The 25,451-nt window shown below is 59.1% G+C and carries 19 protein-coding genes; 2 read left to right on the plus strand and 17 right to left on the minus strand.

Features of this window, described 5'->3' with window-relative positions; all coding sequences use genetic code 11:
• Positions 1-108: 108 nt before the first annotated feature.
• The 3 genes from AK2_RS14545 to cbpB form a co-directional block, all read right to left on the minus strand.
• Positions 109-1,791, minus strand: a complete 1,683-nt coding sequence (locus AK2_RS14545) for an ABC transporter substrate-binding protein (RefSeq protein ID WP_083521254.1) — start codon at positions 1,789-1,791, stop codon at positions 109-111.
• A 238-nt stretch (positions 1,792-2,029) separates the two neighbouring features.
• Positions 2,030-3,055, minus strand: coding sequence for a LacI family DNA-binding transcriptional regulator (locus AK2_RS14550; RefSeq protein WP_067936125.1), 1,026 nt, complete (start codon positions 3,053-3,055; stop codon positions 2,030-2,032).
• Between the two features lie 262 nt (positions 3,056-3,317).
• A complete protein-coding gene (gene cbpB, locus AK2_RS14555; protein ID WP_067936187.1) occupies positions 3,318-3,758 on the minus strand; it encodes a cyclic-di-AMP-binding protein CbpB in 441 nt (146 codons plus the stop codon).
• A gap of 197 nt (positions 3,759-3,955) precedes the next feature.
• On the opposite strand from cbpB, the gene speE reads away from it, so the two are divergent.
• Entirely contained in the window at positions 3,956-4,813 is an 858-nt protein-coding gene (speE, locus tag AK2_RS14560) for a polyamine aminopropyltransferase (protein ID WP_067936129.1), read from the plus strand.
• Between the two features lie 123 nt (positions 4,814-4,936).
• Here the strand turns inward: speE and AK2_RS14565 are convergent, their stop codons facing one another.
• The 14 genes from AK2_RS14565 to AK2_RS14630 all read right to left on the minus strand — a co-directional run bounded on the left by AK2_RS14565 (position 4,937) and on the right by AK2_RS14630 (position 24,251).
• The gene (locus tag AK2_RS14565; protein WP_067936135.1) at positions 4,937-6,286 is read right to left on the minus strand and encodes a glycosyl hydrolase family 18 protein; all 1,350 of its coding nucleotides are present in this window, start codon (positions 6,284-6,286) and stop codon (positions 4,937-4,939) included.
• Between the two features lie 106 nt (positions 6,287-6,392).
• Positions 6,393-7,877 (minus strand): hypothetical protein, encoded by a 1,485-nt coding sequence (locus AK2_RS14570; protein ID WP_067936138.1) that lies wholly within the window; start codon positions 7,875-7,877, stop codon positions 6,393-6,395.
• Positions 7,878-7,944: 67 nt separating this feature from the next.
• The gene (locus AK2_RS14575; RefSeq protein WP_067936141.1) at positions 7,945-8,823 is read right to left on the minus strand and encodes a hypothetical protein; all 879 of its coding nucleotides are present in this window, start codon (positions 8,821-8,823) and stop codon (positions 7,945-7,947) included.
• Between the two features lie 64 nt (positions 8,824-8,887).
• Positions 8,888-10,672: an ABC transporter ATP-binding protein gene (locus AK2_RS14580; protein WP_067936190.1), complete on the minus strand. Its 1,785-nt coding sequence runs from the start codon at positions 10,670-10,672 to the stop codon at positions 8,888-8,890.
• A gap of 47 nt (positions 10,673-10,719) precedes the next feature.
• Positions 10,720-12,471, minus strand: coding sequence for an ABC transporter ATP-binding protein (locus tag AK2_RS14585; protein WP_245632932.1), 1,752 nt, complete (start codon positions 12,469-12,471; stop codon positions 10,720-10,722).
• A 297-nt stretch (positions 12,472-12,768) separates the two neighbouring features.
• Positions 12,769-14,127 (minus strand): glucose-6-phosphate isomerase, encoded by a 1,359-nt coding sequence (locus AK2_RS14590; protein ID WP_067936209.1) that lies wholly within the window; start codon positions 14,125-14,127, stop codon positions 12,769-12,771.
• Positions 14,128-14,267: 140 nt separating this feature from the next.
• On the minus strand, positions 14,268-15,851 hold the full coding sequence (locus tag AK2_RS14595) for a Na+/H+ antiporter NhaC family protein (RefSeq protein ID WP_067936144.1): 1,584 nt from the start codon (positions 15,849-15,851) through the stop codon (positions 14,268-14,270).
• A 174-nt stretch (positions 15,852-16,025) separates the two neighbouring features.
• Positions 16,026-16,511 carry a hypothetical protein gene (locus AK2_RS14600; protein ID WP_067936148.1) on the minus strand — a complete coding sequence of 162 codons (486 nt, stop codon included), beginning with the start codon at positions 16,509-16,511 and terminating at the stop codon, positions 16,026-16,028.
• Between the two features lie 76 nt (positions 16,512-16,587).
• Positions 16,588-18,273 (minus strand): ABC transporter substrate-binding protein, encoded by a 1,686-nt coding sequence (locus tag AK2_RS14605; protein WP_067936151.1) that lies wholly within the window; start codon positions 18,271-18,273, stop codon positions 16,588-16,590.
• Between the two features lie 166 nt (positions 18,274-18,439).
• Positions 18,440-19,357 carry an oligopeptide ABC transporter permease gene (gene opp4C, locus AK2_RS14610; RefSeq protein ID WP_245632933.1) on the minus strand — a complete coding sequence of 306 codons (918 nt, stop codon included), beginning with the start codon at positions 19,355-19,357 and terminating at the stop codon, positions 18,440-18,442.
• Between the two features lie 14 nt (positions 19,358-19,371).
• On the minus strand, positions 19,372-20,331 hold the full coding sequence (locus AK2_RS14615; RefSeq protein WP_067936157.1) for an ABC transporter permease: 960 nt from the start codon (positions 20,329-20,331) through the stop codon (positions 19,372-19,374).
• Between the two features lie 82 nt (positions 20,332-20,413).
• A complete protein-coding gene (locus AK2_RS14620) occupies positions 20,414-22,186 on the minus strand; it encodes an ABC transporter substrate-binding protein (RefSeq protein WP_157076368.1) in 1,773 nt (590 codons plus the stop codon).
• Between the two features lie 70 nt (positions 22,187-22,256).
• Complete coding sequence (locus tag AK2_RS14625) at positions 22,257-23,276, minus strand: ABC transporter ATP-binding protein (RefSeq protein WP_083521255.1); 1,020 nt, start codon at positions 23,274-23,276, stop codon at positions 22,257-22,259.
• A 12-nt stretch (positions 23,277-23,288) separates the two neighbouring features.
• Positions 23,289-24,251, minus strand: coding sequence for an ABC transporter ATP-binding protein (locus AK2_RS14630; RefSeq protein WP_067936163.1), 963 nt, complete (start codon positions 24,249-24,251; stop codon positions 23,289-23,291).
• Positions 24,252-24,759: 508 nt separating this feature from the next.
• Here AK2_RS14630 and AK2_RS14635 point away from each other — a divergent pair.
• A complete protein-coding gene (locus AK2_RS14635) occupies positions 24,760-25,437 on the plus strand; it encodes a response regulator transcription factor (protein WP_067936166.1) in 678 nt (225 codons plus the stop codon).
• Positions 25,438-25,451 lie beyond the last annotated feature (14 nt).

Raw genomic sequence — 25,451 nt, forward strand, 5'->3', positions numbered from 1 at the left:
TCAACTCGTCTGTACATACGCCGGGCAGAAGGACTGGACATCCTTCTGCCCGGATAGGCAGTCGCGCCACGTCGGCCGACAGCGGCTGTGTCAGCCGTGAACAGGCGATTAAGACCGCGGCTTGAGGTGCATGACCACAATCTCCGGCGCTGGCCACGCCCAGGCGGCTGGCGTCACGTACGGATTGGACGCGTCCGGCCAACCGGTGTACTTGCTGTCGTTGTACTCGTACCAGGTCGGCCCTTCAAACAACGGGATGGTGGGCAGGTTTTCGGCAACAATCTTCTCAATCTTGTAGACCGCCTGCTTCTGGGTGTTCTCGTCGGTAGTCGTCGAGAACGCCTGCAGGGCCTTGTCAACCTCCGCGTTGCTGAACTGTTCATAATTCTGCGGGCCGCCGGTGCCGTAGGTGGTCTTGTAAATATAGTACGGATTCGGACCGGTGCCAGAGGAATAAATTGCTAAGTCGAACTTGTGGTTCTGCAGCATCGAAATATACCCGCCGTACTGCTGCTGCTGGACCTGCACCTTGATGCCGACTTTCTGCAGATCCTGGGCAATCAGCTGAGCGGACATATCCCAGTCGGTCCAGCCGGCGACCACCTGCATCGTGAATGACAACGGCTTGCCGTCCGGCGTCTCAAAGATGCCGCTTGAGTTCTTCTTGAAGCCCGCGTCCTGCAGGAGCTTGACAGCCTGCTGCTGGTTGTACGTGAACTCGGTGTCCTGTTTCGGCAGGTTGGGATCCAGCCAATCCTTCATGATGGGCATCAGCACCCCGGTCGGATTGGAGGCCTGCGGGTACCCATACTCTGCCTTCTGGATGAGCGCGTTGCGATCAATCGCCAGGCTGATGGCCTTTCTCACGGTCAAATTGCTGAGAATCGGGTTCTTTAGGTTCGGAATCACCTGAACATTGTTGTTGGGCGGGAACCAGTAATGATTGTTCGGACTCTTGGAAGTGTACACGTTCTTGATGTTCGGGATGAACTGGCTTGACCAGTCGGCTTCTCCCTTGGCCAGCGCCAGGTTGGCCGAGTCGTTGCTGTTGTAGGACGGGATTTCAATTTCCGGCACGGGCGGCTTACCCAGGTAGTAGTTCGGGTTGGCCTTGAACTTGTAGTCTTGGGAGGTGAAGGTGTCCAGTACGTACGGACCGGTGCCGACCGGATTCTCGTTGTTGGTCTTTCTTGGGTCCGATATGTTTTTCCAGATGTGCTCCGGCACGATGTACGTTTCGAGCACGTACATGGCAAACGGCACGTCCGGCTTCTTGAAGTCAAACACGACCTTGTTGTCGCCGTCCGCCTTCACGTCGGCCAGTTCCTGCCAGACTCCGCTGGTATCGAGCCCAGGGTTCTTCTTCAGCAGATTGAACGTGTATACCACGTCCTGCGAGGTGAACCTCTTACCGTCCGACCACTTGACGTTATCCCGCAGCGTCACCGTGAGGGTCTTGTTGCCATTGCTCCACGCCATGTCCTTGCCCAGGATGCCGTACTTCTCGGGTCCCACAAGGTTGTAGTAATACAGCGGTTCATAGATGAAGCCGTCCGTCCCCGGGTTGGACGTCGATTGAAACGGATTGAAGTTGCGCTGAAAGCTGCCATACGGCGCGGGCACCATGACGATGGGTTGACCCTGGGTGCTGCCCTGCGACTGGGTCGTGTTGGCCTTCCCGGAAGAGTTGCCGCTGCTGTTGCCGCCGGAGCTGCTTCCACACCCAGCGGCCGCTGCCGAAAGCGCTATCGCTACCGCCGCTGCGCTTCCCATTTTCCAGGCCCTTGTCATCTCTACACTCGACCTCCTTTACATGTCCACAAAAGCATCGTACTTGAACACCCATGGAGTACTTGCACACCATCGCTCCCACGGCAGCCGGTGCGCACGGGCCGTCGCTTGAATGCGTTTTCAAGGTGTAGGTGCGCGGCACCACATCCGCCCCTCCCCCTTTCTCTGTACGGGCAGATACAGGACAGGGCGGCCGACTTGGCGAGCCTGCCCTTTCGCCCATGCGTTCCTGGCCCTTCTATCCTAAGTGAATTGGGGGTCCCACCGTCTCCCGCACGACCAATTCCGTCGGAACGGTGATGATGGAGGGCAGCTTGCTCGGGTCCGCTATCAACCCAAGCAATTCCGCCGCCGCCTTTCTCCCCATCTCCTCCCGTTGCTGGCGGATAGTGGTCAAACCGGGAGTCACATAACGCGCCAATGTGATATCGTCAAAACCTATCACCGAAATGTCGCGCGCCACTTCCAGCCCGTGGTCACGAAAGGCGCGGATGGCGCCAATCGCCATGAGGTCACTCACACAGAACACGGCGGTTGGACGATGTGCGCAGTCAAGCAGACGACAGGCAGCCTGATAGCCACTTTCCTCCATAAAATCGCCTTTCAAAACCCACTCTGGATGAAACGGAAGATTGCGTCTGCGCAACTCCTGCTGGTACCCAATCAATCGGTCTTGGCCCGGCTTTGTCGCCAGCTGGTCTCCGAGGAAAGCGATTTCCCTGTGCCCACAGTCTGCCAGATAGCGGACGGCAGCCACCGCTCCGCCGACATTGTCCGACGTCAGGTAACTTGCCCGTGAGCCAATCAAGTCCAGGTCCACAAACACGCACGGGATCTGGCTGTTGGCCAGCTCCGGCAACCCCGGGTCGCGCCGGGGAACGCCAAACACAAGCACCCCATCGACCTCGCGATGCCTAGCGCGGGCTTCAAAGCCGCTGACCGCTTGCTCCAGCTGCCGGTCCGCAAAGAACAGCACATCGTAGCCCTGACGCCCGACCACATCCTGGAATGCGGAAATCAGGTCGCTGAAAAACGGGTGCCGCAATCCTACATTGACGTAGTCCTCAAAGAACACCCCAATGCACATCGTGCGTTTGGTCGCCAAGCTCCTGGCGATGGCGTTGGGTCGATAACCAAGCTCCTCGGTTATCCGCTGTACTTTCAGGCGAGTTGCCAGACTGACATCTCGGTACCCATTGAGAACTTTGGACACCGTGGCGGCCGAGACACCCGCTCGCTTGGCAATGTCGTATATGGTCGTCACACGGCACCCTTCCCTACCTCGCAGAAAGCGGTTTCGATGTCTCTACCATCAAATTAGTGCGACTTTATAGATGCTTATTCGACACTCTGCTCGAAAGTCCTGCTGTGGCAACTAAAAATTTTTGCGAAACTCGACAGCAAGGATGGGCGTCGAGACCTCACGGTCCCGCAAGCCTGAATCCCACCATTCAGACTCCGTCCGCTGCCGGGCGCCCCCAGCCACCCAGGTTCCCACGCCATCCCTGCAGTGATCGAGGAGGCCTCTAATCTCTCCTCTCCCGCACGTGTTTGTACAACAGGACCAGCAATGCCCGACGCGTCAGGAGCCCCAGCAGTTCTCCGTCTTCGTTGGTCACGCACAGGAACGGCCGGTTGATGGACAACTCCAGTGCTCTTAAAAACGATTCCGTCGCCTGGATGCACGGCGCCTCCGTCTTCATCACCTGCTCCACTGTTGCTTCCGACAGTCGTTCAAACTCGATACGCTCGTTGCCCAGGATGGAATCGAGAATCATCGTCTTGCTGATGATGCCCCGGACCCGCGACCGTGTATCCAGTACTGGAATCGCGGAATACCCGCTCTTGACCAGGACCAAGAGCGCGTGCTCCAGGTTGTTGAATGGCTGTACGCAGGCCACGTTTTGCACCGGAATCAACAGTTCCCGAATGTTCGTTGCCAGGATGTCTTTGCGGTCCATGTCCATCACGAGGGACGCCCTCCTAGCATTGCATGTTTCTCAATCCAGCCGCCCGTATCGTCCAGGGCGCCAATCCCATTGTACCTTGTCGCGCGCGGGCTGTGGTGTCATTTCTCCGACATACCGCGAGGCTGCCCGCCGGCATCGATTCCGCAAGTCTGCTAAACTGATAGGGAAGTCATGTCGCAAGGAGGAGATGGGCGTTGCCGTTTTGGTTTCACGAGCCTGCAGCCCCGGGACACTTCTTGGGCTGGAAAGTGAACCGAATGCTGTACTCGGGGCAGTCTCGTTACCAGCGGATCGAGTTTGTCGAAACGGAAGAGTTTGGTACGGCGCTCGTGCTCGACGGCGTCATGCAGACCACGTCCGGAGATGAATACATCTACCACGAGATGCTCGCCGGTGTCCCGCTGGCGGCCCACGAGAACCCGCAACGAGTGCTGATTCTCGGCGGCGGGGACTGCGGATTGGCTTCGACGGTGCTGCAGGACCCGCGCGTGCAGGAGCTGCGTATGGTGGAGATTGACGAGGAAGTGGTCAGCCTCTCCTGCACCTACCTGCCCCGACACACGCGCAGCCTGCAGGATCCCAGGCTGGCCATCACCTACCAGGACGGAGCCCAGTTCTTGGAACACGTCCGTCCCGAGTCGTACGACCTAATCCTGGTCGATTCGACCGATCCAGACACCAGCTCCGGCCAGTGGCTGTATACACCCGAGTTTCACGCCTCCGTTTTGCGCGCGCTCAAACCAGGCGGTGCCTACGTGCAGCACTCGGGCACCCCGTTTTACGATCCGGACGTGCTCCGCAGCGTCAGCCGCGACGTGGCGGACCGTTTCCCGTCCTGCCAGGTGTACTGGACGACCATACCGACCTACCCGGGCGGCCTGTTCACCTTCACCGCCGGCAGCAAGGGACTGGATCTGAGCGTCCCTCGCCACCGTCTGCCCTGGAACACGCGGTGGTACAACGCGGAACTGCACAGGGCGGCCTTCGCGTTGCCTCAATCTGTCAAGGAACTGCTGCCCGATTCCATGCTCAAAGCCACGACACCCGGCTGAAGACCGACTGGGCGACGCGCGGGCCTGCACCCGCGCGGCCCAGAGGCGACTTCCTGGCTTTCCAGATCCCGTACATTCTGCGTGTCCTCGCGGTGGCATCAGCCCAAGCGCCCGGATGGCCCGTCACCGGCGGCGCCTGCGGCGGCCCTGGGCGGACGCCCCCGGCTGCGGTGTAGGAACGGGCTGCCCACGCCGGACGTCGAACACGTCGTCAAGCAAATACCAATTCTGCGCGAAGCTGTTGGGCAGTACCCAGTAGCTCAGGCCGCGCAGATTGTACGACTCGACCAGGCTGAACTTCGCAGCCACACTCAGGGCATCCTCAAACCACACCACGTGCTGCCGGCGCTCCCCGTCCGTGTAGTGGAAATACGGAGATGCGGCGCGCGTGTCCCACAGCACCTCGGACTCCCGCTCGATGGCCAACTCCATCGCCGCTTCACAGGACAACCCGGAGGCTCGTTCGCCGGGGCGCCAGGGCAGCGTCCAATCGTAGCCGTACAGCGCCATGCCCATCAAGATCTTGCGCGAGTCCATCTGCGAGGTCGCGTAATTCAACACGGCTCGCACTTGGTCAATCGGAGCCACCGCCATCGGCGGGCCACCGACCCACCCCCACTCATACGTCATCAGCATCAGGAAATCCACCGCTTCGCCCAGGGCGCGGTAGTCAAAGGCGCCCATCCAGGAGGCCGTCGGCATGTCCTGGGTCTTCGGGCCCAAGGCAATGGAGACGGACATTCGCTGGCTGCGCAACGCGGCCGCCGCCTCGCGGACAAACTGGTTGTACAACTGCCTGTCGCCGGGACGCAGGTGTTCGAAGTCGATGTTCAAACCGGAGAATCCCTTGCTACGGGCTGTCTCCATGGCGTTGTTGAGGAGGCGCCCGCGCAGCGAAGCGTTGCTGAGGATGGTATGCGCGAGTTCGGTGTTAAACGTGTTACCGTCAAAATTGGTCATCGTCATGAGCGGCTGTATCCCCAATTGGCGGGCGGCTCGCAACGCCTGTTCGTCCCGCTGCGGCTCAAGAGATCCGTCCGCCCGCGCCTGGTAGCTGAAGATGGACAGGTAGGTGAGGTTTTGGATTTCCCTGACCACGTTTGCGTCACTGGCGCTCCCCTCTGGCAGCAGATAGGCGTTCACTTCAATCGTGCGCTTTTGCGGGACCGGTTTGGGCACATATAATGTCGTCCCGGCTTGCAGCGCCTCGACTTCCCGTTGGCTGAGCCACGCCCGCAGCAATTGGTCGCTCACCCCGACGCGACGCGCAATCTGCGCCAGTGTGTCGCCCGCCCGGACCTGGTACGGCTGCGCCATGTAGCGGTCTCGAGCGGGCAGCAAAAGGTGCAGACCAGGGGTCAACCGGTCCCGTTGACCCAGTTCGTTCAAGCGTATGATGCGCCGGGTTGAGACACCCAACTGATTGGCAATGGAACTGATGCTGTCGCCCGGCTTGACCGTATAGATGAACATCCTCCATTCCGCCCTTCCATACGCATGGCATACCCTCGCTTACCCTATGCACGAGCGGCCATGGGCGTGTGCCGAGTTGAGCGACCCAGAATCACAGGGGCGGTCCTCAACCCTTGGCCGGAGAATGGGAAGATTGGTGCACCAGCACGACCGCCGTTGTGTCCTGGTAGGCGATGCGCCAATCCGGTTGGCTTTCCAGGTAGGTGACGATGGGATCTCCCGGAGGGAACAGGGCGGTTTCAAAACGGTACTTGTCCAAAAGCTCTGGACACTGCCACCATATGTTCTGCAGGGCCAAGTAATCATCGAACACCCCGCTGGCCAAAAACACATCCGTCCTGCCATCAACAAACGTCGGAATGCCGCGGTAAATCAGATACCCGCCCCAGTCGTAGGCGTTGAGCAGACGGTGCGTTAACCCATGCTGAAGCAGGTAGTTGACGGCCGCCACGGGATAGGCGCTGGTGCTGAAGTGTTTGTCCACGGGGCCCCGGACCTGGTTCCCATGCTCGACACAGAACACGATGGACGCGGCCACCCCCGCGGCGGTGAGAACGCTCTCCCCGAGGCGCAGCCATGGCCAAGCCAACAAGTCGCGAAGGGACTCCTCCCAGTCGGACAGGACCGCGGCGATGAGCGGAACAGCGCAGATGGTCGTGTAAGGCAGGAAACGCTGGTAGATGAGCGTCACCGCGAAAGAGCCGCCAAAAAACAGGGTTTCGCGCAGCGGCAGCTGGCGCCGGCGCGCGAGCAGCAGCAAAAACACAACGATAAGAAACGGCAGCACGACCTGTTGGAAGGATTGGGTGTGAAAGTCGGGCGAGTGCCACTCCATGATGTTGTCCACCAAGTCCTTGTTGGTGGATAACAGCCCATAGGTGAACGTCTGCAGGTGGTTCGGATTGAACAGCCCGAGGACAAAGCCAATCCCACCCGCCCCGACCAACTGCAGACGGGCCGGCCAGGACAGAGAAAACCCCTGCAGCCGGCCCAGGGAAGGGACAAAGCTCAGCAGGACCTCCAAGCCAATCATGACCACACCGATGCTGGCCGACGCGTGGGCGTTGGCCCACAGCCACAACAGGGGCGGTATGAGACACACCGCCCCCCAGTGGCCTTCCCGGACGTGGCTGAACAACCAGAGGAAGACAGCAAACAAGAGATACGAGACCAACTGCGGGCGCAGGGTCCAGAAGTCGAGCGCCACCCAAGTCGCCGCACAGGCCGCCAGAGCACTGCTCAGACGAGCGCCCCGGGAAACGCGGATTCCCAAGCGATACAGGACCAGCACCGTGAACGCGTGCAGGCCGGCGTACAGCAGCCATGCCCCGAAGAATTGAAAGTGTCCCACCAACGCCGCCAGGACGACCTCAAACAGCCACTCGTGGGTCACCCAAGGGTGACCGTGCATTGTCCAGGAGAACGGATCCGTGGTGGGCACCTCATGCCGATCCAGGATGTAACGGCCGGCTGCCAGGTGCCAGGGAGTGTCCGGATCGGAAAGCGGGCGCATCGCATAGACGGCAAACCACGCAATCCAGCCGCACAGGACGGCATGCGGCAGACGCAGCCAGCGTCCCATCCAGGGCATCCCATCACCTCCTTGAACCGGCAGCGGCGCCCGGGTGCGGCGCTGCGGACGATAGGGTCGTCCCCAATCAACCGCGCCCGTCGCGCAGATGAACGTACAGGTTGGCCTGGGCAAGCATGGTGAACGGGGACGTGAACACAAGGACAATGCCGTTGACTACGAGGATGGCCGTCGAGTTGTGGACCAACCCGGCCATGAGGGCGCCAATCACCGCCTGCACGAGCGTAATGAAAAAGTAGGTGATGACAAATACCCAGAAGACCCGCCAGCCTTGCTTGCGGGTCAACACCCACGACCTGCGAATGGCGGCCCACAGCAGCAACGGCTCCGCAAAGACGATGGGGGAAACCTGGGAAAAGCGCACCGCAATCCAAACTCCAATCACGGCCGCGGCCAGGGCAACCACGACAGAAACCGGACCAATCAAAGCAAATGCGAACGACATAATCAGTCCGGCGACAAAGACGAGGGCCGTCACCACAGCCAGCCACAGGAACCACCATAAAACCGTGGTCACCGCCACCGCCAGGAGGCGGCGGGCTGATGTGGACAGGGCATCGTCCAAAGCCGGGGTGTCGCCGGTGGCCGACAGACTCAAGGGCAGGCGCAGCACCATCCCGAACAACAGCGGCATCACGACCAACGCGCGCAGCAACCCGAGCACCGCAACCACCGCCGTGTTGTCTGCTTCCGCCGTGTCCGCCTGGGTTGCGTTGAGCCACTGCTCAAGCGACTTGTTATGGTTTAAGATGGACTGAAAGACGTCGGTCCATTGACTTACGGCGTGGTAGTCAAAAATGCCAAGAAGGACTAAATACGGCACTAGGATGCACACCGACGCGGTGAGCCAGTAGCGAACATGGGCCCGATACTGGGCCCAGGTCGCGGATAAAACCGCCCCCACGCGCACCTTGCGCACCTCAAATTCGTTCCAGGAACCAGCCACCAATCATCCTCCCAATCCTCTCGCATCCTTCCTATCATAACATACGCGCGCCGGGCCCAAGGAACTACCGGATGCCGCGTTGCATCCGGCGCCCCTGCCCGTGCGCCTCTATGCCGTCCTCAATGCCCGACTTGCGGTGCAACTGTGCGTAGTAACCGTCCAGACGCAACAGCTCCTCGTGCCGCCCGGACTCGACAATCCGCCCCCGGTCGAGTACAAGGATGCGGTCCGCCTCGCGGATTGTCGACAGCCGATGGGCAATCACCAGCGTCGTGCGGTTTTCAGCCACCGCGGCCAGCCCTCGCTGCACCCACTCCTCCGTCCGGCTGTCCAAATTGGCGGTCGCCTCGTCCAGCACCAGCACGCGCGGGTTCAAAGCCACGATGCGGGCAAACGCGATGAGCTGACGCTCGCCCATGGACAAATTGGCCCCCTTGGCGAAAAGCTGGGTTTGGTAACCGTCCGGCAGCCGCTCAATCACCCGGTGTGCGCCGACCGTGCGGGCGGCGCGGATGGCCTGCGCCTCGTCGATGTCGTCGCGGAACAGACGAATGTTGTCGAGCACGGTGCCGGTGAACAGGTGAACATCCTGCTGCACCATGCCGACCAAGCGGTGCAGGTCCGCTTGCGCCATGGTGCGGATATCCACCCCGTCAATCCGGATGGAACCGCGGGACGGATCATAAAAGCGCAGCAGCAGGTTCATGATGGAGCTCTTGCCCGCCCCGGTCGCCCCGACGACGCCGACGAACTGGCCCGGTTCCACAGTGAAATCGATGTCTTTGAGCACCGGTTGGCCATCCCGATAGCCAAACCACACGTGGTCGAACTCCACCCGTCCCCGCACCTGGCTTGCCTGGATTCGCACCGGCTGCACAGGATCGACAATCGCGGGTTGCACCCGCAGCACGCCGCCGATGCGCTCGGCGGCCACCATCGACGATTGCAGGGTGTTCCATTGCTGCGTGATGGAGTTGATGGGCTGAAAGAACTGCCGGATGTAACTGATGAAAGCGTACAGAGTGCCGAACAAGATGGCATGGTGCAGCACCGCCGTACCACCCACCCAGGCCATCAAGGCCACGGCCACATTGCCAAGCAACTCCAGCGAGCGGTTGAACATCACCGACAGCCGGTACTCGGCGACGTTGGCCCGGTAATGCAGGCCATTGAGGTCGGCAAACGCGCGGGCCTGCCGGTCCTCCTGGCGAAAGATCTGGATGATACGCATGCCGGCCAGATTCTCCGCGAGAAAAGCGACTATGTTCGAGAGGCGGGTCCGGGTGGTTTGGTAGCGCTGCCGCAACCGGCGCCGAAACAATAGCGAAATGGAAAAAATAACAGGAATGACTATCATGCATTCGAGGGCGATGCGGGCATCGAGTTGAAACATCGCCACCACAATCATCACAACCGACAAGCCGTCGCGAATAAGACTGAGAAAGAACTGGGTGAAAAACTGGCTAACCGTCTCCGTGTCGCTGGACACGTTGGTGACGAGACGCCCGAGTGCGCGTTCATCGAAAAACGACATCGACTGGCGTTCGATGTGTTCAAAGAGGTCCTGGCGGATGCGCTGGACGATGCTCTGCCCGGTGTACTGTAGCAGCTGGATCTGTAGGTAATTGGCCACCACCCCGACCACCACGACGCCAATGTACACCAGGCTGATGACCAAGACCCCGTGCATGTTCGGACGGGAGACGGAAATGTCGTCGTCAATCGCGATTTTCACCAGGTACGGTTGAAGGACGGAGGCGGTGTTGAAAATCACCACCAGCCCCATAACGGCAAGAAAGTTCCAGATGTACGGGCGCGCGTAAGGCAGGAGCCGTGTCAGGCTGTGCATGCCGGCGCCCGCGCCAGAACCCGCGGCGGGTGCGTGGGGGTCCCGATTCACCCGACTGCTCCCCCTTCCTGCATCGCGTAGATGGACGCGTACACGCCGCCTTTGGCCACCAGTTCATCGTGGGTACCGCGTTCCACAACCTCTCCGTCATCCAGAACAAGAATCCGATCCGCATGGCGCACGGCGGACAACCGGTGAGAGATGACAATCGTTGTCCGTCCGCGCCGGACACGCCGCAAATTCTCCAAAATACGCTTTTCCGTGTTCATGTCCACCGCCGACAGGCTGTCGTCCAGGATAAGGATGGGCGCCTGTTTGAGCAGGGCACGGGCAATCGCCGCCCGCTGCCGCTGACCGCCCGACAGCGTGATGCCGCGTTCGCCGACCAGAGTGTCGTAGCCCTGCGGGAAATCGACAATTTCGTCATGAATGGAGGCCAGCCGCGCCGCCTCCTCAATCTCCCCCTGGGTCGCCGTCTCGCGGGAAAAGCCGATGTTCTCGCCTATGCTCGTCGAAAACAAGAACCCGTCCTGTGGCACGTAGGCTATCGCCTGGCGAAGATCGGCCAGCGCCAGGTCGCGGACGTCAATGCCGTCAATAAAGACCGTACCCGGGGGCGGATCAAAGATGCGTGGCAAGAGATTGACCAGCGTGGTCTTGCCGCTGCCGGTGCGCCCGATGATGCCCAGGGTCTGTCCGGCCGGGATGTGAAATTGAACCTGGCGCAGCACGGCCCGGTTCCCTCCCGGATAGCGGTACTCGGGAAGGCGCACCTCGACCTCGCCCTTGATGTGCCCGGGCTGAACCGGCTTAGGCGCATCGGCAATGTCCGGCTCTTCCGTCAGCAGCACGGTCAAGCGCCGCAGAGAAGCGGAAGCGCGCTGGAAATTGTTAAACACAGAGCCCAACTGCTGCAGCGGCTGGATCATCATCGTCAGGTACAGCGTGAAAGCCACGAACTCGCCCAGGTGGATGCGCCCAGAGACGGTCAGGTAGCCGCCATAGAGCAGGGCAATGGCAAAGCTGATGGAACCCATCAAAGGAATGAGTGACTGAAACGTGGCGCTGCGACGAAACATCGCCATCTGCCGTACCACAATGGCGTCCAGGCGGGTCCGGAAGCGGCGGGCCTCGACGGCCTCGTTGGACGTTGCTTTCACGACGCGGATGGCCGACAGGCTCTCCTCGGCCAGGTCCGCGACGTCCGACAGAGCCTCCTGTACCTGGCGCGAAGCGTCGCGCAGGCGCGGGCCGAGGAAGACGACAAACAAGGGGACAAACAAAATAGGAATAATGGCCACCAGGGTCAACTTGACACTGACCGTACGAAAGGTCATGTACAAGGCCGACAACAGCAGGAAGACGGCGTTGAACAGGATGTTCATACCGCCGGACAAAGCATCCCGGACAGCGCGCACGTCATTGAGCGCGTGATTCAGCAGATCGCCGGTGCTGCGCCTGTGGAAATAGGCGGCCGACAGCCGCTCCCAGTGCAGGAACATCCGCTCCCGCAGCTGGTATTCAAAGGCGCGCCCCAAGTGCCCGTTCATCAACTGGCCGATGCCGTACAAGACCATATAGAGAGCGCCGATGGCGAGCAGGGTGAGGCTGTACATCGCAATGCTGTGCCCCGTCAGCCGTCTGGCCTGCAGCGCGTCCGTGAAATTACCCAAGACGTACGGAAACTGTACGGTAACGATTTCCGACGCAATGATGGACAGGCTGGACAGCCCGTAGGCCCACTTTTTGGACCACAGAAAGCTGCGCAGCAGAGACTTTGGGTCGTCGATAAGTTCCACCCCCCAACGCGGTCGAAATCATCCGCCTACGACTGAACAGGGCCGCTTCCATCGGCGAATATTACGTACCACAGATAGTTTACCTCATAAAGGAGAACGAAGGCACGCCGGCGCCGCCGCCCAAAGGCCGGCAGGGCTGCCCGGGAAACCCCGTGCAGCCCTGTATGCCCTGTATGCCGGCCTCCTGGCGACCAGCTCGGACGACCCTTTGGTACCTGTTCCGAATCCTCGACGTACCTATTTCGGATCCTCTACGCCATCGCGCCCCCGGCCGGCCAGCGGTGTCCGTGCGCCGGTTCAAGCCTCGCCGTAGCGGGAAATCCGCTCCTGGATGGTCTTTTGTTGGGCCTCAAAACCCGGCTTGCCGAGCAGAGCGAACATGTTCTTCTTGTAGGCCTCGACACCGGGCTGATCAAACGGGTTGACACCAAGCAGCAGGCCACTCATGGCGCAGGCCAGTTCAAAGAAGTAGAACAGTCCGCCGAGGGCGCGGGCGCTCCGGTCGGGTACCGATACCAAGAGGTTGGGGACACCGCCGTCCGCGTGCGCCAGCGCTGTCGCCAGCCGCGCCTGGTCGTTGACCCAGGAGATCCCGCGGCCGGCCAGGTATTCCAACCCGTCGTCCAGCGTCGGGTCCGACGGCACCTGCACTTCACTTGCGGAACGCTCAATCTGCACAACCGTCTCAAACAAAGTGCGCAGGCCCTCCTGCACGTACTGGCCCAGCGAGTGCAAGTCGGTCGTGAAGCCGAGGGAAGACGGATAAATGCCCTTTCCGTCCTTGCCTTCGCTTTCCCCGAACAACTGCTTCCACCATTCCGCGAACTGGCGCAGGGCCGGTTCGTACACCGCCAGCACCTCTGTCGTCTTGCCGCGCCGGTATAGGACGTTGCGGACCGCGGCATAGCGGTACGCGGCGTTGTCCGCCAAAGACGGGGTGTTGAGCGCCTCTTCCATCTCCGCCGCACCTGTAAGCAGCTCACGAACATCGATGCCGACCGAGGCAAGTGGCAACAGGCCGACAGGAGTCAGGACCGAGTAGCGACCGCCGACGTCATCGGGAACGACGAATGTCCGATATCCCTCCTCCTCGGCCAACTGACGCAACGCCCCCTTGGCTCGGTCGGTGGTCGCCACGATACGCTGGCGAGCCTCCTCTTTCCCCGCGCGCTTCAGCAGCCAGGCGCGCAGAACGCGGAAAGCCACCGCCGGCTCCGTGGTCGTTCCCGACTTCGAAATGACGTTGAGCGTCACCCGCTTGCCCTCGAGCACGCGCAAAAGGTCGTTCAGCGCATCGGCGCTCAGGTGGTTGCCGGCGAAATACAATTCCGGCCCCTTGCGTACGGCGGCCGGAAGCTGATTGTAATACTCCGGTTGACACCACTCAAACGCGGCCCTGGCCCCCAGGTACGATCCGCCAATGCCGATGACCACCACGGCATCCGACTGTTCCCGAATTTGCGCCGCGGTTTCCAGCAGGCTGTCCAGGCCAGAGTTGAGAGTTTGAGAGGGTAAGTGAAGCCAGCCTAAAAAATCGCCGCCCGGAACCTGTCCCTGGTGCAGGCGACTGTGCCACGCATCCACCATCGGCTGCAGCTGCAGCCATTCGTGCTCCGCCGCGGCACCGCCGACAAACCTCAGATCCAGCTGAACCATGTCTGTCTGCACTCCCTCTCCTAGCGTGATCGCCAGCTATCACTCTACCAATCCCGGCAAACGATAACAAGCTCCTGTGGCCTCGCCCGCACAGGCGCCCGCCCCACGCGCATGTCGCGCTTGGCGGAAGCCCTGGTGCGTCAGCGCAGAACCACGCCCGCCGCCGCGTAGGCCAGCGTGCAAGCAGCGGCCACCCAGAGGGCGGCGCGCAGTTTCATGCGCGCGTAGTCCATCACAGGCAGGCGCATGACGGTCGCCATCGCCACCGTGTTGTCGCTCAGCGGCGAGGCAAAGCCGCCAAACGTGCCGCTCGCAAACACCGCGCCGACAATCAGCGGCAACGCCGTGTGCGTGGTGGCCGCGAGGCTGAAACCGAGCGGCAACAGGATGCCCCAGGTGCCGAAGGACGATCCGATGACGTACGAGATCGCGGATCCAAATAGGAACAGGACCGGCGCTATCAGGCTGGTGGGCACCAGGTGGCCTATCGTCCGCTCCACGTACGTGTTGAAGCCCAGGTCGGTGGACACCGCCGACACGGCCCAGACCAACACCAAGAGTACGTTGACACCCATCATCTCATTGCCGCCCTGCAGCACGCCGAACAAAATCCGGTCCACCGGTTGCCTGCGCGCCGCGTACCAGACCGTGCTGACGAGCAGCGTCAGCAGGAGCGCCTCCAACATCGCCCTGGCCGCGTTGGCCTGAGCCAACGCCGCCCACAAGCCAGGAGCTCGCGCGTGACCGTCCCACCAAGTGAGAAACAGCGTCAACCCCAATAAGAGACCGAGCGGCAGGACGAGATTGAAGGTGTCCGGCGGCACCCGCTCAGCCACCAACTCCATCACATCCGGATAGGAATCTTCAGCCTCCCTGTCCGCTGTGGACAGAGCGCCGGCCGGAGCCCCAGCAGCCTGCCTGACACCCGCACGCACAGGCGGAGCCAGTTCCCCGGCGGCTTCCAGGTACGCTACCTGAGGGGCGACACGCAGGCGCATGCGGCCATTCCCGCCGTGCTGTTGCGAATCAAGAGTTGCCCTGTCTTGGGAATCGGCCTCGTTCGCCGCCGCGGCGCGGGGCTCACGCACAAAAAAGGTCCGGTAGAGCGCGAAGAAGATCATGGCGATGGCAAAAAAATTCAAGGGAATGCTCATGAGGTAGAGCCGGTACGGAGAGCCTGCGACCGCCTGGTGCCGGCCGGCGGTGGCGATGAGCCCGACCATGTAGCCGACGAACGCGGTGCCAATCGGAATCAAGGCGCAGACCGGAGTGGAGGTCGCGTCAATCACGAAGGCCACCTTTTGCGTGGCCACCTTGAGCCGCGAGAACACCCTTTCCATCACAGGCGCTACGGTGATAATACGAAAATCGGGAGCCATAAAGGTCACCAAAGAAGAGAGCCACGTCACCGCAAAGGCGCCCCGCTCCGTTCGCACGCGCTGGCTCATCCACTCGGCGAAGCCGGTCACTCCGCCTGTGACGCGCACCAAACCTACGAAGGCGCCAAACCCATACAGAAACACCAGCAGGCGCAGGTTGTCCGGAACCGCAATCTCCTTAACAATGTACGACAGCAAGGCCTGTATGCCGGCCAAGGGGGCCGGGTGGAGCATGTATGCTCCTGTCAACAGCCCGAGCATCAGCCCGGGCAAAACCTGGCGCGTCACCAGGGCAACCGGGATGACGACCAGAAACGGCACAGCAGACCAGATGCTCGCATGCACGATGCGTCCCTCCCACGTGGAACCTCACCGTGCATAAGGTGCCACGCGCAGGCAAAATCATGCGGTGCAGGCATCACCTGATTGCCTGCACGGTGGACGGGACAATCTCCCAAGGAATTCCGAAACGCCCATCAATGAACCACAGTGAGAGAAGTCTCCACCACCGGCGGATGCTCAGCCAACAGGGATGGCCCAATGGACCCGCTGCTCATAACTGCCGGCCTGCGGCCCTGCATGAATCGTCACGTAGACACGATGGGTGGCCGGGCGATACACGGCGTCCGCCTCTGTAACGGTGCGGGCCAATTTGGGATCATGATAGACCACCGTAAGGTTGGTGCCCCCGTCCAGTTCCGCGTAGACATGCATCCACTTCACCACGTCCTGGCGGAGGTTCCCCCCCTTGGGCGGCTGATTCAACTGCAGCACACAAAAGTCGGTCTGGAACCCGGTCGCGTCGGTGGTGATCTCAGCCCGTCCGAGGTGGTGCGAGAGGACATAGGCAGCAAACTCCGAGGAATGTTCCGCCCGCAGGCGCAATGCTTGTCTGGTCATGACCGCAAAGGCCACGGCAAACAGGACGACAATCAAGCCTCCCGACAGGAGCAACAGGCGGTTGCGTCGAACCCGCGCACGCGAGGATGCGGATGTTGAGATCAAGGGCAGCAGCCTCCCACAACCTACAGCCTCTTTCGAATTTACCGTAACCGAGGCCATAGGAGAAGTCCATGCCAATTCAGGGGCTGGACAGCCACCAATTCTCGATGTGGTACAAAGACCCTTGCGCCAAACTCGGTTCCGGCGCATCGGCAGCCCGCCAATGCACCCGCGACGAGTAGCCCATCGGCGTCCCGTACTGATACAGGAACACATACGGAGGGTCCTCGGAGAAGTCCTTCGCAATTTGCCCATACACCCGCTCCCGATCCTGCTCGTTCACGGTGCCATTCCCGGCTATCCACAGTTGATCGGTTTGAGGGTTTTTGTACCATCCTATGTTGTTTCCGTAGGGCGGAAAGTATTTGGAACTGAAAATCGATTCCTGGTCCGGGTCCGGTGTGTCCAGAGACCAAGCCAGCAATACGGCCTGAAACTTGCCCGGCTTGAGGTTCTGATTCATCCAATCCGAAAAATCGACAGCTTTCGGAATGACCTCAATCCCGACCGCCTTCAGTTCCCGTTTCACCACCGCAACCGTCTGTTCACGCCGCGTGTCCCCGGCGTTGTACTGCAGCTCGAAGCGGAACGGATGGCCATCCTTCTCCAGCACGCCACCCGGCCCCGGCTCCCACCCGGCGGCTTTGAGCAGGCGCTTCGCCTTAGCCGAGTTGTAGGTGTAGTGTGTGGCTTGGTTGTCCACGTCGTACCACGTATGCGGCAGAAACGGCGAATCGATGACCGCGCCGTCACCCTCGAGAATGGACCGCACCATCGCCTTGCGATCCAGGGCGTAATAGATGGCTTGACGTGTTGTCGGGTCGGCGAACGGATCAAAATCACCTGGGAAATTGGTCGCGTTGAAGTTAAAAGCTATGAACTCGTACTGCGGACCCGGTTTGGCGAGAACCCGGACGTTGCCACTCTGCCGCACCGTGCCAAGCTGGTCCCACGGGATGGTCGTATCCATGTCCACATCGCCCCGCATCAACGCCTCGGTCAACGCGTTCCCGGAGGCATAGATCTTGTAGACGACCTTCTTGATGCGCGGCTTTGGACCCCAATAGTTGGGACTTTGGTCAAATTCAAGATACTGCTTCGGCTTCCAAGCTTTCCACCGCCACGGTCCATCGGACACCGTATGGCTCGGATCCATACCGAACGCCGCCTCTCGCAAACGGCTCGCGGGCACACCTTTCAACACATGTTCGGGAATCGGCATCAGCTCGGCCAAATAGTCGCCAAACGGGGCGTACACGCTGTCCAACGTGATGCGCACCGTGTGCGCATCCACTTTGTGGAGGCTCTTCACCTTGTCAAACTCTGTACGATCCGGAGAACCAACCTTGGAGTTCCTAATCATCTCAATGGTAAAGATGAGGTCATCCGCTGTCACCGGCTTGCCGTCGCTCCATCTCGCGTTGGTCTTCAGCTTGACGGTGTACGTCCTGCCATCTTTGCTGATTTCCAGCGGCGCGGCCGCCAGGTCCCAAGGTTCTACCGTGCGACGGCCCTGGCGGTCGAAATCATAGAGCGGGGCATATACGAGCGTCGCCGCCCCTCGAGAGACGGCATCCGTGATATAAACCGGATTCAAGGTAGTGATATCCGTAAGCGATCCGTAGGTCAGCGTGTCTGGTCTGCCGCTGGTCGAGGACTGCGTGGCCAAACTCGCTTTCGTCCCCCTGCTGCACCCACCCACAGCCAGGGTGAGCAACACAGCCGTTGCCGCGCTGACCGTCACAGCCCAGGTGCGTTTGTGCATCTCCCAACCTCCTCGACCACCATACTGTGAATTCTATCCCTCGGCAGCACGGTCGTAAAGTTGGCCGTGGACCACGGCACACACTGGGCGCATAACGCCGTCGACCTGCCAAATTCGATGGACGACTAGAGCGCCTGAAGCAAGCAGGTGAACAGAGTACGCAAAGCTATTTCTCAAATGTAGGATCGAAGGCATCCCGCAATCCATCCCCGATGAAGTTCATGCACAGGATGGTTAGGGTTATGAGGAACGCCGGCGGAATCCACGCCCAGGGTTCCGATTGCAAGACCAAGAAGTTGAGCGCCCCACTGAGTACATTGCCCCACGACGGTGACGGCTGCTTCACGCCAAATCCGACAATCGCCAGGGCGGCCTCCGCACCAATGAGATTCGACATTAGCAAGGTCGCGTTGACCACCAGGGGTCCGATACTGTTAGGCAGCATGTGCTTCAGTATAATCCTCCACACCCCGGCTCCAACGGTTTGCGCCGCCAACACATATTCACTCTCACGCAGGCTGAGGAACAGTCCTCGCACCAGGCGAGCGATGGCAGGCCACGATGTGAAGGCAATGACACATATCAGCAACCATATGTTCGAGAAGTTGAAGACCGCCACAATCACGATGATGAGCAGGATGAAAGGGAAATTGAACATGAAGTCACAAAAGCGCATGATTATCGAGTCTATCCAACCGCCGTAGTAGCCGGCCAGGCCTCCCAGCACGATGCCGATGACCATGACGAACACCATGTCCACGAATCCAATCAGCAAATCCGCCCGACCTCCATACAAGTCGCGCGCCAGGTAGTCAATTCCCTGGTCATCCGTGCCGAGAAGGTGCTGCGCAGATGGAGGTTGGTCCGCTATCATCAAGTTGACCTGACGGGGATTCCAGTGGGTGAGCAGAGGAGCCGCCAGGCTCATCGCTACGATTAGGAGTAGCACAATTACGCTGGCTACAGCCATCTTGTTTTTCATAAACCGTTCCATGGCCAGGCGGTTGGGGCTTTTACTGGAACGTCGTGCATTCAGCTTTCCGGGGTCGGTGGATGTTTCCGGAATCAACATATTCGTCGCCATGCCGAGCCCCCCAATCAATCGTAACGGATCCGTGGATCCACCACCGCGTAGAGAATGTCCGCAATCAAATTGCCAATCAACACCCCGATCGCAATCAACAACGTCGTGGCCATGATGACGTTGTAGTCTTGTGTGGTGGCCGCTTGCAGCGTCACATACCCCATCCCCTGATACGCAAACAGGTTCTCCACAATGACCGCCCCGCCAATTAGACCGCCGATGTCAAAGCCAAACTGGGTGACGATAGGAATCATGCCGTTGCGAAAGACATGCTTGCGAAAGACCTCGCCCTCCCGCAGTCCTTTCGCGTAGGCCGTGCGTGTGAAATCGCGCCTGGCCACATCGAGCATGCTGCCGCGAGTGTAGCGACTGTACACGGCGCTGGATGTCAGGGCCACGCTCAGTGCCGGCAACAGCGCATGATAAATGTGATCCATCAGCGTCCCAGCGTCTGGTCCGGTCCCCACCGCATTCTGAGACGGAAATATCGGCAACTTGATAGCCAACAGATAAATGGCAAAAATACCTACAATATAGTAAGGTATGGAAAACAATATCAGGTTGACGACGGAAGCCGTGTTATCAAAACCGCCGTACGGATTCCGTGATTGATAAATACCGAGCGGAACCCCGATGATGAGGATAAAAACCTCAGCCATGGCGGCCAAGAGCAGGGTATTAACCAATGCGGGACCGATTACATCGCGAACAGGCACATGTTGAGAAAAGCTATAACCCCAATTGCCTTGCACGAAATTCCGCAACCAGATTACATATTGCTGCCAGAGTGGCTTGTTGAGTCCGTTGATCTCGCGCAAATGCTGTTTGAGCTGATCGATGTTCTGAATGCGGGGATTGAGCATCCCGTCTATCGCGTTTCCAGGAGCTGCGTGCATCAGCAAAAAGACGAATACGGTGATGGCAAACAGCATCGGAATCATGCCGAGGAGCCGACGTAAAATATAGGCTCCCATAGGGTCCCCTCCCTGAAGTCAGTTGGGCGGGGCCTGGGCCCCGCCCTGCCCGCTACCGAGCGAGCAGCAACAAACACAGCCGCTACTGCGAAATCCACCAATCCTGGATGTCCGTCTGCCCGCTTGGGGTCGCCCCTATCAACCAATCGCTTTGAGGAATATGGACTCTTTTATTGTACGCCCAGATGTCGTCGCGGTTGTAGATGAACAGCATCGGGAGCTGTTGATTTACGTACAGCTGCCAATTCACAAAGGCCTGCCTGCGATAGTTCTTGTTGAACGCCTTTTCGCTGAACGTCTTTTCAATCAGCGCGTCATTGTGGGGATCCTTCCACTGGTCGAAGTTCTGGGCATCGTTCGACATCCATACGCCGCGCGGATCCGGATCAACCGTGAGAGAATTGGCCAAGAAGAACATATCGAGTTTCGGGTCCTTCGTGCTCATTCTCTTCAGCATCGTGTTGAAGTCAAGCGGTGTATCGGTCACCACGTGCAGGCCGACCTTCTGCAAATCGCTGGCGACTTCATCGCAAATGGCTTGAACTTGCGGGCTGCCACTGGAGAAAACCAAATGGTACGTCTCAGCCTGGCCGGTCTCGGGATCAATTCTCCATTTCTGCCCCTTAGGCAATTTGAACCCGGCTTCGTCCAGGAGCTGCTCCGCCTTTTTCGGGTCATACTTGTAGGTGTTCATGCCCTCCTGCGGCGTCGCGCTCGCCCAGGTATTGGGCAGTAGCGGACCGTAGGCCGGCTTTGCCAGTCCCTTGTACACCCCCTGGCAGATGGCCTCTCTATTAATCGCGTATTCCATCGCCTGGCGCAGCTTGACATTTTGGAACTTCGGCTTATCCATTCGCAAACCGACATAACCATAACTCAATGCCGGCTGCGCATGGGTTCCTAAATTAGGATCTTGTTTCATTTTTACAAAGGAGTCAAAGTCAAGATTGTTACCCTCGATGTTCATGTCTATCTGCCCGTTCTCAAGCAGAGTAGGCAGCACGTTCTCGCTTACATACTTAAGCACGATCTTTGAGATGTGCGGTTTCCCTTTGTAATAATTTTCATTTGCTTTGTATTCAACATTGCTCTGCCCGTTCACCTGTGTGGGGACATACGGACCAGAAACCACGGTCGGCTTCTTGTCGAAACTGGCATCCTGCCACTGGTCAAATGGCGTTTTGCCCCATACGTGGGATGGAAATGGTATCCAATTCGCGACGTAGTTCGCAATAAACGCCGGATCCGGCTTCGACACGGTGACCTGGAATTCTTGATCGCTGATCTTCTTGAACCCGCCCGTGTCGGCGAACGATTTCACAGTGCCCTTGAGGACTTGGTCGGACCCCTTCAACGGACTGACGAGGTAACCGTATTCGCCCTGGAATTGGTCCTGATAGGCCTTAGAGCCAATAAAGTTCAAGAACAACAAGACATCGTCGGAAGTAATAGGTTTCCCATCCGACCAGTGCGCCTTGGGATTCAGTTTGACGTCCAACGTCTTGTGCGTGCTGTCCGTGTATTTCCAAGATTGAGCTATCTGGGGTTTGACGCTTAGATTGTTATCCCAAGTCATCAGGCTGTCAAACGACAGACCCCACATCGCGAAGGTGGGGCTTGCATCGTTCATCAATGGGACCCACATATCCTCCCACTTGGTCGTTTCCCCTAAAGTCAGTGTTCCTCCGTTCACAGGCTTGTTGTTGGAGCTGCCGGTTGAGGTGTTTCCTCCGCCGCTGCCGCTTGCGCAGCCGGAAATGCACACAGTGAGTGATGCGGCCATGGCCATTGTTGCCAGCGAAGCTTTCCCTAGCGATTTCATTCCTTGTCCCCCTTTACATTCAAAAAACCACAATATATCTTCAACGCCCCATCACTGGTTCATGTAGAAAAGACTAGGGCCCCTCGCCCGCAACGCACCCGCCTCAGGCATGCAGGTGGCACGCTACAAAGTGCCCCGGCCGGACTTCCCGCATCTCGGGACGTTGAATTCTGCACTCATCCATCACCCGAGGGCATCGGGTATGGAATGGACAGCCTGCAGGAGGATTGGATGGGCTCGGTACATCCCCCTGTAAGATGATTCTCTCTCTCCTCCCCCGGCGTTTGGGCTCCGGAGCCGCCGACAGCAAGGCCACCGTGTACGGATGCAGCGGGTTTGTATAGAGCTCCCTCTTACTGGTTAACTCCACCAAGTTCCCTAAGTACATGACCCCCACTCGATCACTGATGTGGCGGACGACCGCAAGATTGTGCGAGATGAAAATATAAGAGAGGTTGAATTCGTTTCGAAGATCGGCCATCAGGTTCAATATCTGAGCTTGAATGGATACATCCAAAGCCGATACGGCCTCGTCCGCGACAATCAGTTTAGGGTTGAGAGCGAGGGCTCGGGCAATACCGATTCGTTGCCTCTGACCACCCGAAAATTCATGCGGATACCGCAACCGGTCGTCCGCGTGCAGGCCCACAGTCTCCAGAAGTTCACATACGCGCTCCACGACCTGCTTGCCCGTCATCTGTGTGTTCACCACTAATGGCTCAGCAATGATGCTTTGTACCGCCATTCTTGGATTGAGGGAGGAATAAGGGTCTTGAAAGATCATCTGCAGATTGGAGCGGATTCGGCGTAATTCTCGGCCACGCAGGCGCGTGATGTCCTGACCGTCAAAGATGATTCGCCCGGAGGTTGGTTCCACCAACCTCATCACCATGCGCGCCACAGTCGATTTCCCGCAGCCTGATTCGCCCACGATGCCGAGAGTTTCCTTCTCCTGTACGGTGAAAGACACTCCGTCGACGGCTCTCACATGACCGACCGTGCGTCTTAAGAGTCCCGACGTGATGGGAAAGTGTTTCTTGAGATCCACCACCTGCAGCAACACATTCCCCGTGCTCTTGCTATCTCCGGAAGAGACCTGCGGTGCGCTCACGACCTTTTCCATGCGGCATTCTCCTTACACAAGGCCACAGCGGACCAGATGTCCGGGACGGATTTCACGTAATTCGGGCGGCCGTTCGCGGCAACTCGTCTGAACCAGCGGACACCGGTCGGCAAACCGACATCCTACCGGAAATTCGCGTGCATCGGGTACCGTACCGGGAATGGAATACAGTTTCTCCGCCTCATCGTCCAAAGACGGGATTGACGCCATGAGCCCCTTCGTGTACGGATGCAACGGATGAGCAAACAACTCGTCCGCCCCGACCGACTCCACGACCTGTCCCGCATACATGACGACTACATGGTCTGCCATTTCTGCCACCACCCCCAGATCGTGAGTGATCAGGATGATAGCCGTGCCAAAATCGTCTCGCATGCGTTTCATGAGCTCCAGTACCTGTGCCTGGACTGTCACGTCCAACGCGGTGGTCGGTTCGTCGGCGATGAGCAGCTTCGGGTCACAGACCATCGCCATGGCAATCATCACGCGCTGACGCATTCCTCCCGACAGCTGATGCGGATACTCAGAGACGATTTCGTCTGCTCGCGGGACGCCGACAACCCGCAGCATTTCCACAGCTCGCTTCATGGCCTCCCGCTTGCCGATTTTCCTGTGCCGAATCAATACCTCAGTAATTTGCTCGCCAACCCGTAACACAGGATTGAGCGCCGTCATGGGTTCCTGAAAGATCATGGAAATCTCGTTTCCCCGGATATCGGACATCTGTTGTTCTGTGAGTTGAACCAGATCCTTGCCCGCAAATTTGATCTTGCCGCTGACAATCTGTCCACGGGGCTTAGGAACGAGACGCATGATGGACAAGGACGTCATACTCTTGCCGCATCCCGATTCCCCCACAATACACACGATCTGCCGTGGATACACTGTGAGATCGATGCCATCCACCGCGCGCACCTGCACATCTTTGTTGATGAAGTACGTCCTAAGGTCTTCAATGGCAAGCAACGGCTCCACTGCCACCCAACCTCCTCATGCAACAGGCAGGCGGTCCTGCTGATCCCCCATCCACGGCAACACAAATATGTCATAATTTCGTAGATATAGAAGCCGCATGCCGCCCATCAATCCAGTGGCCTTGTGTGACCGAATCGCCTTCCCTTTATTTAGACAATTATATTCTCGACTGAATTCAGTCGCAAATAAGTCCTGTCAACTCAAGTAGCATCAAATTGACGGAAGTCGCGCAAGCATGGAATTCCGACCTGGAGAACTGTTGAAATCTATTCTATTTCAGAAAATGTCCCCCCGCAATCTTGAATTCCAGCATCACTCATTCCCTGTACCAAGAACGCGCGCTGGCGCTGCGATGGATAGCAGGTACCTTCGCGGATAAATGACAGAAAGTTCAATCTCTGCATCCGCCAGCGACGGCTGGTATACTGAGAACAGCAATCCATGCACGTGTGCTGGGAGGCGCCGGGACGCACCCGCCGACTGTACGCACATCCCAGGAGGTGACAGCATGCGCATCCTCCTCGTCGAAGACGAAAAGCGCCTGGCGGCGGCGCTCCTGCAGTTGTTCAAAGAGCACAACTACGCGGCCGATGTCGCCTACGACGGCATGACTGGATGGGACCTGGCGAGCACGAACAGCTATGACATCCTCATCCTGGACGTAATGCTGCCCGAGATGAACGGATTGGAGATTGTCCGTCAGGTGCGCGCACAGAAGTTGGACGTGCCCATTTTGTTGTTGACGGCCCGCGACGCGGTCAGCGACCGAGTAGCCGGGCTTGACGCGGGTGCCGACGATTATCTCGTCAAACCCTTTGCCAACGAAGAACTGCTGGCCCGCATTCGCGCCCTGGCTCGTCGTCCGGCCGCACTGGTGGGTACGGACGCCATCGCCGCCGGCCCGTTTCGGATAGACCTGGCGAGCCGCGAGGCGACTCGGAATGGACAGCCGCTCAACCTGACTGCCAAAGAGTTCCAGTTGTTAGAACTGTTCATTCGCAACCACGGCAAAGTCCTGGCCAAGGACCTCATTTTGGACCGGGTTTGGGGGCCGGATGCGGACGTAATCGCCAATGCGGTGGAAAATTACGTTCACTTCCTGCGCAAGAAGATTGACCAGCCGGGACAGCCTTCCTATATTGAGACGGTGCGCGGCGTAGGCTATGTTTTTAAAATCCCTGAATGACAAGGGCGAGTTCC

This window comes from Alicyclobacillus kakegawensis NBRC 103104, assembly GCF_001552655.1.
GTDB classification, from domain to species: domain Bacteria; phylum Bacillota; class Bacilli; order Alicyclobacillales; family Alicyclobacillaceae; genus Alicyclobacillus_G; species Alicyclobacillus_G kakegawensis.